Source organism: Streptomyces lunaelactis (assembly GCF_003054555.1).
In the GTDB taxonomy this organism is placed as follows: Bacteria; Actinomycetota; Actinomycetes; order Streptomycetales; family Streptomycetaceae; genus Streptomyces; species Streptomyces lunaelactis.
The window spans coordinates 5649790-5665484 of record NZ_CP026304.1 but is presented as its reverse complement, the minus strand read 5'-3'; the positions used below and the strand labels follow the sequence as shown (position 1 = coordinate 5665484).

The following is a 15695-nucleotide window of genomic DNA, read 5'->3' as shown; positions in this document are numbered from 1 at the left end:
CGCTTGGACCGCCGCACGCGCGCCCCGCGCCCCCGCGGAGCACGATGGCGGCATGCCGACCACTTCCGCCGCCCTGCGCGCCGTCGCCCTCGCCGCATCAGCTGCCGTACTGCTGGTGGCCGCCGCCGGCTGTTCCGACAGCGGCGACAAGGAGACGGACCAGGAGCAGTCGAAGGATCTCGCCTCCCAGAAGCTGAACTGGCAGCCGTGCCCGGCCCCCTCCGAGGCCGAAGGCGGCGGGACCGCACCCTCGCCGCTGCCCGGCGGCACCGCCTGGGAGTGCTCCTTCATGAACGCCCCGCGCGACTACGCCAAGCCGGACGGCGACACCATCGAGCTGGCCCTCATCCGCGCCAGGGCGGCCGACAAGAACAAGCGGATCGGCTCCCTCATCTTCAACTTCGGCGGCCCCGGCGGCTCCGGGATCACCACGCTGCCCGCCGCCGCGGCCGACTACGCGGCCCTGCGCACCCGCTACGACCTGGTGAGCTTCGACCCGCGCGGGGTCGGCCGGAGCGCGGCCGTGGAGTGCGAGGACAACAGCCGGCTCGACACGTACTTCGCACAGGACTCGACCCCCGACGACGCCGCCGAGGAGAAGACCTTCACCGACAGCCTGAAGTCCTTCGCGAACGCCTGCGAGAAGAACTCCGGCGACGAGCTCCCGTACGTGGGCACCACCAACGCCGCCCGCGACCTGGACCTGATGCGCCAGGTACTGGGCGACGACAAGCTCTCCTACTTCGGGATCTCGTACGGCACCGAACTCGGCGGCGTCTACGCCCACTTGTATCCGGCGAAGGTGGGCCGGGCCGTCTTCGACGCCGTCGTCGACCCGACCAAGACCTCGGAGCAGAGCTCGCTCGGCCAGGCGAAGGGCTTCCAGCTCGCCCTCACCAACTTCGCCCAGAACTGCGTGGACCGCGGCGACAAGTGCCTGATCCCCGGCTCCACCCCGCAGGAGATCCAGGACTGGATCATCGCCCTCCTCGACAAGCTCGACAAGCAGCCGATCGCCGGCAGCGGCGACCGGCAGCTGACCGAGAGCCAGGCCACCAACGGCATCGCGCAGGCCCTCTACTCCAAGGAGTACTGGGAGTTGCTGGAGCAGGGTCTCGACGAGGCGGACGGCGGCAACGGCGGGCTGCTGCTCGCGCTCTCCGACGCGATGAACGGACGCAGCGAAGACGGCGACTACAGCAACATCCAGGCGGCCAACGCGGCCATCAACTGCGTTGACTCCAAAGAGCGCTACACGATGGAGCAGACCAAGGCGAAGCTGCCCGAGTTCCGCCGGGCCTCGCCGGTCTTCGGCGCGTTCCTCGGCTGGGGCCTGATGGGCTGCAGCGAGTGGCCGGTGCCGGGTGCCTGGTCCACGCCGGACGTCTCGGCCCCGGGCGCGGCCCCGATCGTCGTCATCGGCAACACCGGTGACCCGGCGACTCCGTACGAGGGCGCGAAGGCGATGGCCGACTCGCTCGGCAAGGGCGTCGGCGTCGAGCTCACGTACCGGGGCGAGGGCCATGGCGCGTACAACAGCGGCAGCACGTGTGTGCAGCAGGCCGTGAACGCCTACCTCATGGACGGCAAGGTCCCGGCGGCCGGCACGGTCTGCACATAGGGCCCTGTCAGCACGAAGGGCCCCGGACCGGCAGTCCGGTCCAGGGCCCCCTCGTGTACGAGTCGTGCGTACCAGTCGTTACGAGTCGTGCGTGCGAGCCTCGCCCACGGGTCTCAGTAGATCGGCTTGTCCGGCTCGATCTGGTGGACCCAGCCGATCACGCCGCCGCCGACGTGCACCGCGTCCGCGAAGCCCGCCGACTTGAGCACCGCGAGGACTTCCGCACTGCGGACACCCGTCTTGCAATGCAAGACGATCTTCTTGTCCTGAGGCAGCGACTCCAGGGCGGTGCCCATCAGGAACTCGTTCTTCGGGATCAGCTTCGCGCCGGGGATCGAGACGATCTCGTACTCGTTGATCTCACGGACGTCGATGATCTCGATGCTCTCACCGTCGTCGATCCACTCCTTGAGCTGCTTGGGAGTGATCGTCGAACCGGCCGCCGCCTCCTGGGCCTCCTCGGACACGACGCCACAGAAGGCCTCGTAGTCGATGAGCTCGGTGACGGTGGGGTTCTCGCCGCAGACCGCGCACTCCGGGTCCTTGCGGACCTTGACCTGGCGGTACTGCATCTCCAGGGCGTCGTAGATCATCAGCCGGCCGACCAGCGGCTCACCGATGCCGGCGAGCAGCTTGATCGCCTCGTTGACCTGGATGGAGCCGATGGACGCGCAGAGCACGCCCAGCACGCCGCCCTCGGCGCAGCTCGGGACCATGCCGGGGGGCGGGGGCTCCGGGTAGAGGCAGCGGTAGCAGGGGCCGTGCTCTGACCAGAAAACCGAGGCCTGGCCGTCGAAGCGGTAGATCGAGCCCCAGACGTACGGCTTGTTCAGCAGCACGCACGCGTCGTTGACCAGGTAGCGCGTCGCGAAGTTGTCCGTGCCGTCGACGATCAGGTCGTACTGGCTGAAGATGTCCATCACGTTCTCGGCCTCGAGCCGCTCTTCGTGGAGGACCACATTCACGTACGGGTTGATGCCGAGCACCGAGTCCTTGGCGGACTGGGCCTTGGAGCGGCCGATGTCGGCCTGGCTGTGGATGATCTGGCGCTGCAGGTTCGACTCGTCGACCTCGTCGAACTCCACGATGCCGAGCGTGCCGACACCGGCCGCGGCGAGGTACATCAGGGCCGGCGATCCCAGGCCGCCGGCGCCGACGGCCAGCACACGGGCGTTCTTCAGCCGCTTCTGCCCGTCCATCCCGACATCAGGGATGATCAGGTGGCGGGAGTACCTGCGGACCTCGTCGACGGTGAGCTCAGCAGCTGGCTCGACCAGGGGTGGCAGCGACACGGGGACTCCGTTGGTCGGTATGTCAGTACGGTTGTTCTCCCCGTAACACTGCCACGCCCCTCCTCATTCCGAGACACCCGGTCCGATCTGCGAGACGATTTCGTCCCAGTAGCCGGGCAGCGCCTCGAATGGGCTGCTTTGCCCCCTACGCTCCGTCCGGTCGGTGAAGAAGATCGTCCCCGCGCCCTGCCAGCGGGCGATACGGGTGGCCTCCTCCAGATGCGTCCGCGGCACCCCGTGGACGAAGTGGACGAAGCGCTCCGGCGGGTGGTCCGCCGTCCACTCCGCCACCTGCGACCAGCGGTAGTCCGTCCACGGCCCGGAGAAGGTGACCAGCTGGTCGGCGGCCTCCGCGTATCCGGGGTACGGGTGCGAGCCGTGCCCCAGCACCAGATGGCCGCCGTCCAGGACCGCCTCCAGCGTCGCCGTCGTACGCCGCACCTCGTGCAGATCTGCGCGGTCCGTCGGGCAGCGGTCCAGCAGGAAGCCGTCGATCCGGTACCACTCGAGGTAGCGGTGCGCGTCGGCGATGAGATCGCCGAAGGAGCGCGAGCCGTGCGCCATGTCGAGATGGCCCAGCACGCGGACGCCCGCGTTGCGCAGCTTCCCCGCGGCCTCCAGACAGTGCGGGTCGGGGCGGTCGCCGGGGCCGTCGGCGACATTGAGGACCACCCAGTGCAACGGCGTTCCCGGTCGGGTCAGTTCGGCCCACTCGACGGGGGCGAGCAGCGGGTGGGCGTAGCCGGGGATACCGAAGCCGAGTCTCTCCGCGCCGGTCGCGGAGAGCTGGGTGCCGGTAGTGGTCAGATGCGGCATGCCGCCTCCATCCAGATGTCGGCGAGCGACTCTTCGAGGTTGATACGGGGGCGCCAGCCGAGGCGGTCGCGGGCGGTGCGCACATCCGCCTGCTGCCAGCTGCCGCAGCCGTCGGGGTACGGAGCCTGGCCCGCGGAGAGATGGTCGAGTACGGATTCGGTGCGCGGGGCGCCGATGGAGGGGCGTCCTGAGGGACCGTCCAGCTCGTGCAGGGCGCCTGCGTAGCCGGCGACGCGCGCCAGGACGGCGGCCGCGTCCCTGAGCTTCACGGCCCGTCCCGTACCGATGTTGACCACGCCCTGCGCGGCGGAGAGCGAGGCGGCGTGCACGGCGCGCGCCACGTCCCGTACGTCGACGAAGTCGCGCTGCACGCCGAGCCCGCTGAGCTTCAGTTCACTGTCGCCCGACTGCATGGCGCGGCGCATCGCCTCGGCGAGGCGGCCGAGCGGGGAACCCGCGGGGGTGCCGGGGCCGACGGGCGAGAAGACCCGCAGGACGACGGCGTCCAGGCCCGCACCGAGCACCAGCTCGGTGGCGGCGAGCTTGCTCACTCCGTACGGTCCGCCGGGGCGCGGGATCGCGTCCTCGGCGGTCGATGAGCCCTGCTGGGACGGACCGTACTCGGAGGCGCAGCCGAGCTGCACGAGCCGGGCGCCACAGCCGCTGCGGCGCAGGGCCTCGCAGACGGTGGCGACGGCGACGGTGTTGTGACGGGTCAGGTCACGGGCGCCGCCGCGGGTGGCGCCGGCGCAGTTGATGACGACCCCGGGGTGGACGGCGCCCAGGAAGCGGGTGAGCGCACCCGGGCTGCCTCCGGCGAGGTCGAAGCGTACGTCGGCGTCGTCGCCGCGCCCGAGGGCGGTGAGGTGGACGGCCGGGTCGGCGAGCAGCCGGTCGGCGACGAAGCGGCCGAGGAATCCATTGGCACCGAGCAGGAGCACCCTCATCGCGCGGCCGCCCCTCGGTGCCGACGAGCCGGAGCTGGGGGTAGGGGGGTCATGTCGCTTTCTCCTTAGGGGTGTTGCTGTCGATGCCGGTACTGGCGCCGGGATGGTGCCGGTGCTGCGCCGCCCGCGGTGTCGGCGCTGCGAGAGGTTCAGACGGTGTGCGCCGAGGCCCGGGACAGGGCCGCGGTGGCGTGGGCCAGCAGGCCGAGGGCGGCGGCGCCGCAGGCCAGAGCCGGTACGGCGCCGGTGCCCCAGGCTTCGACGGCCGCCTCCACCGGGCTCGCCAGGAAACTGCAGCCCGGGAGGCGGCCTGCCAGCAGAAGGGCGGGCGCGGCGACCTCGACGGCGCAGGCGGCGGCGAGTCCGGCGGAGGCGGATTCGGGGAAGCCGTGGACGATGAGCAGACGGGCCAGGAAGAGCAGGGTGCCGAGGGCGACGGCGGGGAAGAGCGCCTCGTGCGGGAGTACGAGGCCGGCGAGCGCGAGAAGCGCGGTGAGGGCGCAGACGTACAGCGCGACGACACCGAGCAGCAGGGGCCGCACGCCGGACGCGAACTCCTCGAGGCCGCGGCTGCTGTCCAGCCTGCGCCGTGCCTGTACGGAGAAGAGGTGCGCGCACCAGGCCGCGGGGGCGACGGCGAGTGCGAGTCCGGCGAGCGGGGCGGTTGTCATGGGCCAGGGTCCATCGGGGCCGCCGCCGATGATCTGGGCCTGCAGCCCTTCGCCGTACGTCGCGTAGGCGAGCAGCCAGAGGGTCCACAGGCGTACGGCCGGGACGGTGCGGCCGTCGGCGCGCAGAGGGCCGCGGCGCAGGCAGAGCACGAGCGCGACGGCGACGGCCGCCGTCCCCGCCGCAGCGGCCGCGAGCCGGGCCGTGCCTTCCATCGCCTCCATGCCGATGACCGCGAGGGCGCAGACGGCGCCCGGCAGCAGCGGGAGGGGTGCGGGTCCGGCGCCCCGGGGGTGTCCGGCGCGCGGGCCGGCCGCTGCTGCCGGGCGTCCGGCGGAGTCCGCTTCCGAACCTCGCGGCACGCGCGCGTAGAGCTCCTCGGCGAGCGAGAAGACGTCCCGGTGCCGGAAGCGGGCGGCGGTGCGGTCGGTGACCCCGTGGGCCTCGAGCCCGGCGGCGATCTCCAACGGGTCGACGGCTCGTTCGCACAGTTCGCGGTGGCGGTGCATGAGGGCCTTGACGGGGTCGGCGGGGCCGCGCCGGGAGGCGGGGGGCTTGCGCGTCGTCGCGGACGCGTCCTCCCGAAGTGGTCTCGGGTCGCCCACAGCGTGGACGTCCAGAGCGTGGACGTCGAAGGGGTGGTCGCCGAGGGGGTGGTCGCCGAGTGCGGACGGTTCCCCGGCGGCCACGCTCCCGGGGCTCCCGGGGCTTGCAGTGCTTTCGGTCGTACGGGATGTGCTCACGCCCGTGCCTCCTTCGGGGTCGCGTCCGCGCCGACCAGACCGCGCACCGGCGCGTCCGCCCAGCGCGGGGTGCGCCCGCTCGCTGCGGTGCCGCCACCCGTCCAGTGGCCGGGCACATGGGCCTCGGCGGGATGGGCGAAGGGCAGCGGCTCTCCGTCGGCGTCGACGGCCTCCGCCTCGCGCCGTACCGGGGAGTGTGAGATCAGCTCCAGGTAAATGCCGCGAAATGCCGTCAGGTTCTGTTCGATGGTGAAGAGTTCGAGCGCTCGGGCGCGGGCGGCCGCGCCGAGGCGTGCACGGCGCTCCGGGTCGCGCAGCAGCGCGAGGCAGGCGTCCGCGAGCGCCCGCGGATTGCGCGGCGGCACCACGAGCCCCGTACCGCCGATGACTTCGACAACCGCGCCGACGTCCGTGGAGACGGTCGCGCGGCCGCAGAACATCGCCTCGACCAGGCTGATCGGGAAGCCCTCGACAACGCTGGAGAGGACGACCACTTCCCCGGAGGCGTACGCGTCGGCGAGCTCGGGCGCCTCCGGTCCGCCGATCTCCTCGAAGGAGACGGGGTTGTCGCCGACGGCGTGCGCGTCGGCCGCCTCGTCGGGGAAGAGCTGCGCGGCGAGCGCCTTGCAGTGCGCGAGATATGTCGTCGCCTCGGGCCCCTGCACGGGCGGGCCGAACAGCCGCAGCCGCGCCGGCGGTTCCTCCTTGCGCACCTCCGCGAAGGCGTGCAGCAGGGCGATGAGGTCCTTGGCGGGCTCGATCCGGCCGACCCAGACGAGGGTGTGCGGGTCGCCGCTGTCGTCGCCGTCGCCCACCGCCGCGAAACGGTCCGCCGCCATGCCGGGGTAGACGGTCCGCAGCTTGGCGCGGTCGGCGCCGCACTTCTCCTGCCAGCGGCGCGCGTGCGTATTGCCGGGGGTGATGACGGAAGCCTGCCGGTACACCTCGGCCGCGAGCCGGCCCTGGAAGGCGGCGAGCAGGGCCCGTACGGGCGCGGTCAGCTCGCCGTCGCTCGCGGAGAGGTAGTGCGCCCGCAGTTGTACGCCGTACTCGGTGACCAGCAGCGGGACCCCGAAGAAGCGTTTGGCCAGCAAGCCGGGCAGGGCGGCGGATCCGCCGGACGCCGCATGGCAGAGGTCGACCGCCCCGAGGCCGTCGTCGCCGTACCAGTCGAGCGAGAGCGGGCGCAGGGCGCGCTCGAGCTGGTCGACGAACTCGAGGTAGTCGGGGACGGTGGCGGCGTGCATGGCGCGGCGCGCGCCGGGCACACGGCAGGCGGATTCGAGGACGCGGACGGCCACTTCGGAGCGGAGCGCGGCGTAGAGCCCACCGCGCTCGCGGGCGAGCTCGGCGAGTCCGTACAGCCCGTCGGCGAAGCCGTCGCTCTCTGCGCACACGGCGCTCTCCGCGCACACGGCCGCGGCGAGCTCTTTGAAGTGGTGGACGAAGCGGCGCCGTTCGCGCCGTCCGTAGGTGTGTCCGTCGTCCTCGGGCGCCCACAGCGGTGCGGTGCGCACGCGCTGCACCTGCGGCGGGAGCTGGATCCAGCCGTGGTCCTCCTGCAGGGCGCTGCGGCTGAGCGCGTAGATGTCGAACTCGTGCTGCGCGAGCCCGCGCACAAGCCGGTCGCACCACAGCCTGGACTCACCCGTCGCATACGGATAACCACCGTCCGTAAGAAGTCCGATCCGCACGAGCGCACCCCCGATCTCCCTTGTGGGCGGCCGCCGTTGATCCGGCGACTCACAGCGGGACGACGGTAAGCCGGTACGCCGGTGGCGCGACGGACGGTTGTCCATCGCGCCACCAGAAGGGGTGAATGCACGTAACTTTCCCAACCCGATAGCGTTCTGTCGCGCTACGAGTCGCTTCGCTTACGGAGCGTCAGGCTGCGGGCCAGCTCCTGCCGCGCCGCTGGCCGTGCCCGTGCGAGCACCGGGTCGAGGGCGGGGACGGCGTCCAGCAGCTGCCTGGTGTACGGATCCTGTTGGCGCGCGACGAGCCTTTTGCGAGAGGGCCGTCCCGGATGCCGGTCAACTCCCGGGATGCACCCAGGGGTTGGGCCGGCACTTGATCCCGCCGACGTCCAGGGACTTGGTCTGCTGCTGCATCACCGGCGCGAGCGCGCCGGAGGTGCGGCAGTTCACATGGCCGTGTCCGAGCCGGTGTCCGACCTCGTGATTGATGAGCATCTGGCGGTACGTCAGCATCGCCTTGTCGCCGTACGTCTCCGAGCCCTGCGCCCAGCGGTAGGCGTTGATCATCACGCGGTCCGTCGACGCGGAATCGCAGCTGACATTGTCGACACTCGTATCCAAGCCGGACTTCGCGCACCAGGTCGCCGTGGTCCCGGGACTGGCGAGCGTGATCACGAATTCCGGCTCGCCGGAGGTGATCCGCTCGAAGGTCATCGCGCCGCCGTGCGCCCAGCTCCGGTCGTCGTTCAGGGTCGCCTGGACCGCCTTGGCGAACAGCGCGCCGTCCAGGCCGAGGCCCTTCTCGACGTCGACCCGATAGCGGATCCTGTTGCCCTTGCCCGGCGCCCGGTCGAAGCCGGGCACCGCCTCGAAGTCGCCCGACCCCCGCAGCTTCGGATCGAGCGGGAACTGGGTGGTCATCAGCTGCGCGTACGTGAGGGGGGCGGCGGGCTTCGGCGCGTTCCGCGGCGGCACCTGCCGGCCGTCCGAGCGGGACGCCGGACTCTCCGCACCCTCCCGGTTCCCGCCCGCGGACTGCGCGCCGGCCTTGCCGGGACCGTCGGTGGCGACCTGGCCCGCCACGACGACCGCGAGCACGGTGGTCACCGCGGCGGCCGCGATCCCGGTGAATGCGCGGCCCCTGCCGCCCTTGGCCGGCTTCTCCTCGCGCGCGTCGGTCCCGGCCCCGCTCCGGCTCTCGGTCTCGGTCTCGGGGAGCCAATCCTGCTCGGTGTCCCACGCGGTGACGGAACCGTACGGATCGTCATCCGGCGACCGCCGGGGCTGCGGCTCCTCGAAGGCCGCGACGAACTCCCGGCGCGGGCCCGGTATCCGGGGAACGGCCGCGATCCTCTGCGGCGCGGCCGGTGCCTGCACCCGCTGCGCGCCGCCCGGCCGGGTGTCGTAACGCTGCGGCTGCGGGGCGCCCCAACCGCCGCCCGCCTCGCGCTGCTCCGGGTGTCCGCCCCGGGTCTGCGGCGTTCCGTATCCGGACGGGGTGTGCTGTTCCTGACCGGGCCCACCGGCGCGCCTGCGGGCTCCGCCGCCGGAGGCCGGGCCCACGGCCTCCCACTCGCCGGTGCTGGACATATCGGTACCGGACATACCGAATGAATCAGGTGTACCGGATGTACCGGACCGGTTGCCGGAATCGGAGCCCTTGGGTGCGGGGCCTTTACGGCTGTGTCGTCCCACGCCCCGAATCAGCTCCTGTCGATGTCGTTCAGCAGTTCCCGGAAAGCCTGGGCGACCGTTTCCGGGTACTCCATCATGGCAACATGCCCGGCGTCCGGGAGCGTCAACAGCCGGGAATCCCTGAAGGCCGCCGCGGCCTTGCGCGCCATGCGATACGAGACGAGCTGGTCCCGCCCTCCGTAAACAAGCAGCGTCGGCGCGAGCACCCGCTCCGCCTGCCGCCACAGCCCGTGCTGCCCGCCGAGCGTGTACGCGTCGACGATGCCGCGCGCGGACCGGGTCATCGCGTCCCAGAAGTACGGGAGCTGTATCCGCCGCTCCATCTCCTCCACGGCGTTGCGCAGCGCCTCCTCGCTGACCCGCGAGGGGTCTCCGTAACAGAGCGCCAGAACGCCCTTGGTGCGCTGCTCGGCCGACCAGTCCTTGGTCAGTCTGCCGAAGAGCGAGGCGACGCCGGGCAGCGCGAGCATTGCGGTGGGCACGGCGGAGCCCTGCACCCGGATCTCGGGCAGGGCGGGCGAGACGAGCGTGAGCGTGCGTACGAGATCGGGCCGTACGGCCGCGACACGGGTGGAGACCGCTCCGCCCAGGGAGTTGCCGATGAGATGCACGGGGCCGCGTCCGGCCGCGTCCAGGAAGCGGATCACCGCTCGGGCGTGGGCGGTGACCGAGTAGTTGCCGTCGTCCGGCGGCGGAGAGTCCCCGAAGCCGGGCAGGTCGAGCGCCTCGCCGTCCAGGACGTCCTCGAGCAGTGGCATCAGCGAGGACCAGTTCTGCGAGGAGCCGCCGAGCCCGTGCACGTACAGGGCGGGCGCGAGGCCGGTGCGCGCCGGCGGCCGGGCTCTGACGGTGAGCGTCAGTCCTGGCAGCGCGACGGAGCGCAGCTCCTCCCCCTCGGCGACCCGGACGGCCGCCACCTTGGGGGCCACGGCGGCGTTGACGGCGCGGACTCCCGGCAGCTCGGTCGAAGACATGCGGGCAATGTTACGAGACGATCACACGGTGACTCGTGTGTTCGGCGTCACACATCGCGTAGCGCCATGAATCAGTACCTCCTACGCTCGTAGGAAAGGCGCACTCCATGGAAAGTGGTGCCGCATGCCTGTCGACCCAACAGACCCGGAAACATTCGAGGAAGACGACGAGGACGCCGCGCGCGACGAAGAGGTGCCCGAGGCCGACGCGGCCGAGCAGCACGCGGCCGTGCGGGCGGAGCACGACGACCCGCTGACCGGCATCGACCGGGACGCCGTGAACGAGGCCGACGCGGCGGAACAGGCCCGCATCGTCGCCCTCGACGAGGACGACTACCGATGACCTGCCCCTCTTTGCCCCCGAATAGGGAGCTAACACGACTGTCCGGTCCGTGAAATTCTGCGTCCGCACCACACACAGCCGGGTTACCCAAAAGTACGATGGCGGCGCGGCGCATTGCGCACGGAACGAATTTTGGGAGGCGGCGTGACAGCCATCGAGCAGACAGAGGCGGCGCGCCCGCGGGGCACACGCCTGCCACGCCGAGCCCGCAGGAACCAGCTCCTGGGCGCGGCCCAGGAAGTATTCGTGGCTCAGGGTTACCACTCGGCCGCCATGGACGACATCGCGGAGCGGGCCGGCGTCAGCAAGCCCGTGCTCTACCAGCACTTCCCGGGAAAGCTGGAGCTCTATCTGGCCCTGCTCGACCAGCACTGCGAGTCGCTGCTGCTGGCGGTCCGTACGGCGCTGGCGTCGACGACCGACAACAAGCTGCGCGTCGCCGCGACGATGGACGCGTACTTCGCGTACGTCGAGGACGAGGGCGGGGCCTTCCGCCTGGTCTTCGAGTCGGACCTGACGAACGAGCCCGCGGTGCGCGAGCGCGTGGACCGGGTCTCGCTGCAGTGCGCCGAGGCGATCTGCGACGTGATCGCCGAGGACACGGGCCTGTCCAAGGAAGAGTCCATGCTGCTGGCCGTGGGGCTCGGCGGGGTTTCCCAGGTGGTCGCCCGCTACTGGCTCTCCAGCAGTTCCGGCATTCCGCGCGACACGGCGGTGCAGTTGCTGACCTCCCTGGCGTGGCGGGGTATCGCGGGCTTCCCGCTGCACGGCAGCGAGCAGCACTAGCGAGCAGCACCGAGGCGTGGCCAAGGGGTGGCGCGGGGGTGTTCGCTCCTGGCGTTCCCCGGGGACGCCTGCCCCGTCCGCCGGCCGGGCTAATGTGTGCTGCGTACAGCGCGGTTGACCGCGCAACGCTGACCGTTCGGAGGGACATAGCCGTGGAGGTCAAGATCGGCGTGCAGCACGCGCCCCGGGAGATCGTTCTGGAGAGCGGGCAGTCCGCCGAGGAGGTCGAGCGCGCGGTGGCTGACGCTCTGGCCGGCAAGGCGCAGCTGCTCAGCCTCTCGGACGACAAGGGCCGCAAGGTCCTCGTACCGGCCGACCGGATCGCGTACGTCGAGATCGGCGAGCCGGCGACCCGGCGCGTGGGCTTCGGCGCTCTGTAGGGCGTCGCAAGCAACCGGAGCAGAACAGGACGGAAGAGGGCCCGGCGGGATTCCCCGCCGGGCCCTCTTCCCCTGTTCGCAGAGGGTTGTATTCGGTGAGCCACGGGTAGTACGGGCTACGACCGATTTGCCCGCACCGGCGTCCGTGAGGTGATCAGCAGTGCTCTTGGAAACGCTCGGTTCAGTCCTGCTCGGACTCGCCCTTGCCTGGGCCGCAGCCCGTCATCTGTCCGAACGTCTCCCGGCGCGCCGCGTGGTCTTCACCACAGGCACGCTCGGCGCCGTCTTCGGCGCGTATGTCACACACGCGGCCCTCGGCCCCGGCCACCTGCTGGCGACACTGGTGGGGGCGGTGGCGATCGGAGCCGTACTGCTCTCGCTGCTGATCCGGCCCTCGACCCGACGGCTGCGTCGCGCGTTCCCTTTCTGAGCACGCACGACGAGCAGTCTGCCGGGAAGCCGCCTGCCGAGAACCCGAAGAAGCCGCTTCAGTGAGCAGCTTCAGCGAGTCATCGAGCCGCTCGAGCCCGGCAAGACCGGCCTAGGCCGCGAGGCCCAGGGCGGCCATGCGCTTGGTGTGCGCCTCGGTGATCCGCGAGAACATCCGGCCCACCTCCGCGAGGTCGAAACCGCCCGCCACGCCGCCCACGAGCATCGTGGAGAGCGCGTCGCGGTCCGCAACCACCCGCTGCGCCTGCGAGAGCGCCTCGCCCATCAGACGGCGGGCCCACAGCGCGAGGCGTCCGCCGACCCGCGGCTCGGCCTCGATCGCGGCGCGCACCTTCTCGACGGCGAAGTTGCCGTGGCCCGTGTCGTCGAGCACCGCCAGCACGAGGGCGCGGGTGTCGGTGTCGAGACGGGCCGCGACCTCGCGATAGAAGTCACTGGCGATCGAGTCGCCGACGTACGCCTTGACCAGGCCTTCCAGCCAGTCGGACGGCGCGGTCTGGCGGTGGAAGTCGTCCAGGGCCTGCGCGAAGGGCTCCATCGCGGCGGTCGGCTCGGCGTCGATGACGGTCAGCCGGTCCGTCAACTGCTCGAAGTGGTGGAACTCGGCGGAGGCCATCCTCGCCAGCGCGGCCTTGTCGCTCAGCGTCGGCGCGAGCTTGGCGTCGTCGGCGAGCCGCTCGAAGGCCGCGAGCTCGCCGTACGCGAGCGCGCCCAGCAGATCCACCACGGCGGCGCGGTACTGGGGGTCGGCGGATGCCGTGGCCCAGTCCTGGGCGGCGATTCCGGTCTCTTCAGTGGCGTTGTCAGGCGTCTCCATGAAGCGCACAATAGCCCGCTCATCGCGAGGCGGAAGGGCCTGGTCAGCCATGCCCGTACCGCGGTTCCTACGAATTCACCCAACACACATGCGCGATTCCGGGGTACAGTGGTAATGCGCCTGCTGAGCGTTTCGAATACTCGGCGGGCGATCCCAGTGTATGACTGGGGGATTTGCTCCCCAGAGCCCCCTTGAGGATGCCCGGTCGGTGGCCCGATCGGCTCCGACCCGACCGCCCTCCGCGTGGACCGTGCGCACAGTTGCGTGCGACCGCAAGATGAGGGGCCCCCTCAGCGGCATGACGCTCGAGCGAAGGCAGTGGTCCCGCGCCATCCGGCCAATCCACGGCCGGCCCAGTACCCAGGTGCGGTACGACCCCCCTCGTTCGCCTCGTGCCGCGTCTCACAGAAGAGGCAGCACCCTGACTACGACTTTCCGGGATCTTGGGATCCTTCCCGAGACCGCCGAGGCCCTTGAGGCCGTCGGCATCCTGTCCCCGTTCCCCATCCAGGAGATGACGCTCCCCGTAGCGCTCTCCGGCTCCGACGTCATCGGCCAGGCCAAGACCGGCACCGGCAAGACGCTCGGTTTTGGCCTGCCGCTCCTCGAGCGCGTCACCGTCCCCGCGGACGTCGAGGCCGGCCGGGCGACGCCCGAGCAGCTCACCGACGCCCCACAGGCGCTGGTGGTCGTCCCCACCCGCGAGCTGTGCCAGCAGGTCACCAATGACCTGCTGACCGCCGGCAAGGTCCGTAACGTCCGCGTTCTGGCGATCTACGGCGGCCGCGCGTACGAGCCCCAGGTCGAGGCGCTCCGCAAGGGCGTCGACGTGATCGTCGGCACCCCCGGCCGACTGCTCGACCTGGCCGGCCAGCGCAAGCTGGACCTGTCGCATGTGCGCGCGCTCGTTCTCGACGAGGCCGACGAGATGCTCGACCTAGGCTTCCTGCCCGACGTCGAGAAGATCATCAACATGCTTCCGGCCAAGCGCCAGACCATGCTCTTCTCGGCGACCATGCCGGGTGCGGTCATCGGCCTCGCCCGTCGCTACATGTCGCAGCCGACGCACATCCGCGCCACCTCGCCGGACGACGAGGGCGCGACCGTCGCCAACACCACGCAGCACGTCTTCCGTGCCCACTCCATGGACAAGCCGGAGCTGGTCTCGCGCATTCTGCAGGCCGAGGGCCGCGGGCTCGCGATGATCTTCTGCCGTACGAAGCGGACTGCGGCGGACATCGCCGAACAGCTCGAGCGGCGCGGCTTCGCCTCCGGCGCGGTCCACGGCGACCTGGGCCAGGGCGCGCGTGAGCAGGCGCTGCGAGCCTTCCGCAACGGCAAGGTCGATGTGCTGGTCTGCACCGACGTCGCCGCCCGTGGCATCGACGTCGAGGGCGTCACGCACGTCATCAACTACCAGTCGCCGGAGGACGAGAAGACGTTCCTCCACCGCGTCGGCCGCACCGGCCGCGCGGGCGCCAAGGGCATCGCGGTCACGCTGGTCGACTGGGACGACATCCCGCGCTGGCAGCTGATCAACAAGGCGCTCGACCTGAAGTTCCCGGACCCGGTCGAGACGTACTCCACGTCCCCGCACCTGTTCGAGCAGTTGAACATCCCGGCGGGCACGAAGGGCGTACTGCCCCGTGGCGAGCGGACCCGTGCGGGTCTGCGCGCCGAGGAGGTCGAGGACCTGGGCGAGACGGGCGGCCGCGGCCGGAAGTCGTCGTCGGCGTCCCCGGTCCGCGAGGAGCGCCCGGAGCGCACCCGTACCCCGCGCCAGCGCCGCCGCACCCGCGGCGGTTCGACGCCGGACGGCGTCGAGGCCACGGAGGCGGTGACGTCCCCGGAGCCCACGACGGACGCCGCGGAGCTGGTGACGGAGCCGCGCACTCCGCGACGCCGTCGCCGCACCCGCGTGGGAGCGTCGGCCCCGGCCGGGGCGACGGCGGTCGTGGACACGGTGGCCGTGGACACGGTGGCCGTGGAGACCGTCGAGCTCACGGAGGACCCGGAGCCCGGGACGAAGCCGCGTCGCCGTACGCGTGCGGTGAAGGCCGTCGACACGGTCGCGACGGAGGTCGAGGCCGAGCCCGAGGCCGAGACGAAGCCGCGTCGCCGCACCCGCGCCGTGAAGACCGTGGACACGGTCGAGGCAGTGGCGACCGAGACCGAGCCGGAGGCCAAGCCCCGTCGCCGCACGCGGGTGGCCAAGGCCACGGCCGAGGCGCCCGATGCGACCACGGAGCCGGAGACGAAGCCCCGTCGCCGTACGCGCGCTGCGAAGGCCGTCGAAACGGTCGAGGCAGTGGCGACGGAGACCGAGGCCGAGACGAAGCCCCGCCGCCGCACCCGCGCGCCGAAGGCCGCCCAGCCCGAAAGCTGACGCACTGGCACCCCGGATGGCCCGGCTCCCGCAAGGGCGCCATCCGGCGATCGTGCACCACGCCCGAGGCCGAACCCCG

At 71.5% G+C, this 15695-nt stretch carries 14 protein-coding genes; 6 read left to right on the top strand and 8 right to left on the bottom strand.

The window, feature by feature from the left end; genetic code table 11:
- The first annotated feature begins 52 nt into the window (after nucleotides 1–52).
- Nucleotides 53–1621, top strand: a complete 1569-nt coding sequence (locus SLUN_RS26295; RefSeq protein WP_108152306.1) for an alpha/beta hydrolase — start codon at nucleotides 53–55, stop codon at nucleotides 1619–1621.
- A gap of 113 nt (nucleotides 1622–1734) precedes the next feature.
- Here the strand turns inward: SLUN_RS26295 and moeZ are convergent, their stop codons facing one another.
- The 7 genes from moeZ to SLUN_RS26260 all read right to left on the bottom strand — a co-directional run bounded on the left by moeZ (nucleotide 1735) and on the right by SLUN_RS26260 (nucleotide 10454).
- Nucleotides 1735–2913, bottom strand: a complete 1179-nt coding sequence (moeZ, locus tag SLUN_RS26290; RefSeq protein WP_108152305.1) for an adenylyltransferase/sulfurtransferase MoeZ — start codon at nucleotides 2911–2913, stop codon at nucleotides 1735–1737.
- Nucleotides 2914–2976: 63 nt separating this feature from the next.
- Nucleotides 2977–3729 (bottom strand): spherulation-specific family 4 protein, encoded by a 753-nt coding sequence (locus SLUN_RS26285; RefSeq protein WP_108152303.1) that lies wholly within the window; start codon nucleotides 3727–3729, stop codon nucleotides 2977–2979.
- Complete coding sequence (locus tag SLUN_RS26280; protein WP_108152301.1) at nucleotides 3717–4676, bottom strand: NAD-dependent epimerase/dehydratase family protein; 960 nt, start codon at nucleotides 4674–4676, stop codon at nucleotides 3717–3719. Before SLUN_RS26280 ends, SLUN_RS26285 begins: the two co-directional genes overlap by 13 nt.
- Before the next feature lie 149 nt (nucleotides 4677–4825).
- Nucleotides 4826–6088 carry a hypothetical protein gene (locus SLUN_RS26275; protein ID WP_159100327.1) on the bottom strand — a complete coding sequence of 421 codons (1263 nt, stop codon included), beginning with the start codon at nucleotides 6086–6088 and terminating at the stop codon, nucleotides 4826–4828.
- On the bottom strand, nucleotides 6085–7782 hold the full coding sequence (locus SLUN_RS26270) for a DUF3492 domain-containing protein (RefSeq protein WP_108152297.1): 1698 nt from the start codon (nucleotides 7780–7782) through the stop codon (nucleotides 6085–6087). Before SLUN_RS26270 ends, SLUN_RS26275 begins: the two co-directional genes overlap by 4 nt.
- A gap of 339 nt (nucleotides 7783–8121) precedes the next feature.
- Nucleotides 8122–9480 carry a DUF3152 domain-containing protein gene (locus tag SLUN_RS26265; protein WP_108152294.1) on the bottom strand — a complete coding sequence of 453 codons (1359 nt, stop codon included), beginning with the start codon at nucleotides 9478–9480 and terminating at the stop codon, nucleotides 8122–8124.
- An 8-nt stretch (nucleotides 9481–9488) separates the two neighbouring features.
- Nucleotides 9489–10454, bottom strand: a complete 966-nt coding sequence (locus tag SLUN_RS26260; protein ID WP_108152292.1) for an alpha/beta fold hydrolase — start codon at nucleotides 10452–10454, stop codon at nucleotides 9489–9491.
- Between the two features lie 124 nt (nucleotides 10455–10578).
- Here SLUN_RS26260 and SLUN_RS26255 point away from each other — a divergent pair, with 124 nt between their 5' ends.
- The 4 genes from SLUN_RS26255 to SLUN_RS26240 all read left to right on the top strand — a co-directional run bounded on the left by SLUN_RS26255 (nucleotide 10579) and on the right by SLUN_RS26240 (nucleotide 12393).
- Nucleotides 10579–10797 carry an Rv3202a family protein gene (locus tag SLUN_RS26255; RefSeq protein WP_108152290.1) on the top strand — a complete coding sequence of 73 codons (219 nt, stop codon included), beginning with the start codon at nucleotides 10579–10581 and terminating at the stop codon, nucleotides 10795–10797.
- A gap of 144 nt (nucleotides 10798–10941) precedes the next feature.
- A complete protein-coding gene (locus tag SLUN_RS26250; RefSeq protein WP_108152288.1) occupies nucleotides 10942–11583 on the top strand; it encodes a TetR/AcrR family transcriptional regulator in 642 nt (213 codons plus the stop codon).
- A 152-nt stretch (nucleotides 11584–11735) separates the two neighbouring features.
- On the top strand, nucleotides 11736–11963 hold the full coding sequence (locus tag SLUN_RS26245) for a DUF3107 domain-containing protein (RefSeq protein ID WP_170146608.1): 228 nt from the start codon (nucleotides 11736–11738) through the stop codon (nucleotides 11961–11963).
- A 160-nt stretch (nucleotides 11964–12123) separates the two neighbouring features.
- Nucleotides 12124–12393 (top strand): hypothetical protein, encoded by a 270-nt coding sequence (locus SLUN_RS26240; RefSeq protein ID WP_108152284.1) that lies wholly within the window; start codon nucleotides 12124–12126, stop codon nucleotides 12391–12393.
- A 111-nt stretch (nucleotides 12394–12504) separates the two neighbouring features.
- On the opposite strand, the gene SLUN_RS26235 is transcribed toward SLUN_RS26240, so the two are convergent.
- Nucleotides 12505–13230, bottom strand: a complete 726-nt coding sequence (locus SLUN_RS26235; RefSeq protein WP_108154945.1) for a ferritin-like fold-containing protein — start codon at nucleotides 13228–13230, stop codon at nucleotides 12505–12507.
- 298 nt (nucleotides 13231–13528) lie between these two features.
- On the opposite strand from SLUN_RS26235, the gene SLUN_RS26230 reads away from it, so the two are divergent.
- Nucleotides 13529–15616 (top strand): DEAD/DEAH box helicase, encoded by a 2088-nt coding sequence (locus SLUN_RS26230; RefSeq protein ID WP_108152282.1) that lies wholly within the window; start codon nucleotides 13529–13531, stop codon nucleotides 15614–15616.
- Nucleotides 15617–15695 lie beyond the last annotated feature (79 nt).

Excerpts from the sequence above, each read along its gene's own strand:
- SLUN_RS26295 (WP_108152306.1), top strand. The coding sequence starts at position 53 with ATGCCGACCACTTCCGCCGCCCTGCGCGCCGTCGCCCTCGCCGCATCA.
- SLUN_RS26285 (WP_108152303.1), bottom strand. The coding sequence starts at position 3,729 with ATGCCGCATCTGACCACTACCGGCACCCAGCTCTCCGCGACCGGCGCG.
- SLUN_RS26280 (WP_108152301.1), bottom strand. The coding sequence starts at position 4,676 with ATGAGGGTGCTCCTGCTCGGTGCCAATGGATTCCTCGGCCGCTTCGTC.
- SLUN_RS26260 (WP_108152292.1), bottom strand. The coding sequence starts at position 10,454 with ATGTCTTCGACCGAGCTGCCGGGAGTCCGCGCCGTCAACGCCGCCGTG.
- SLUN_RS26255 (WP_108152290.1), top strand. The coding sequence starts at position 10,579 with ATGCCTGTCGACCCAACAGACCCGGAAACATTCGAGGAAGACGACGAG.
- SLUN_RS26235 (WP_108154945.1), bottom strand. The coding sequence starts at position 13,230 with ATGGAGACGCCTGACAACGCCACTGAAGAGACCGGAATCGCCGCCCAG.
- SLUN_RS26230 (WP_108152282.1), top strand. The coding sequence starts at position 13,529 with ATGACGCTCGAGCGAAGGCAGTGGTCCCGCGCCATCCGGCCAATCCAC.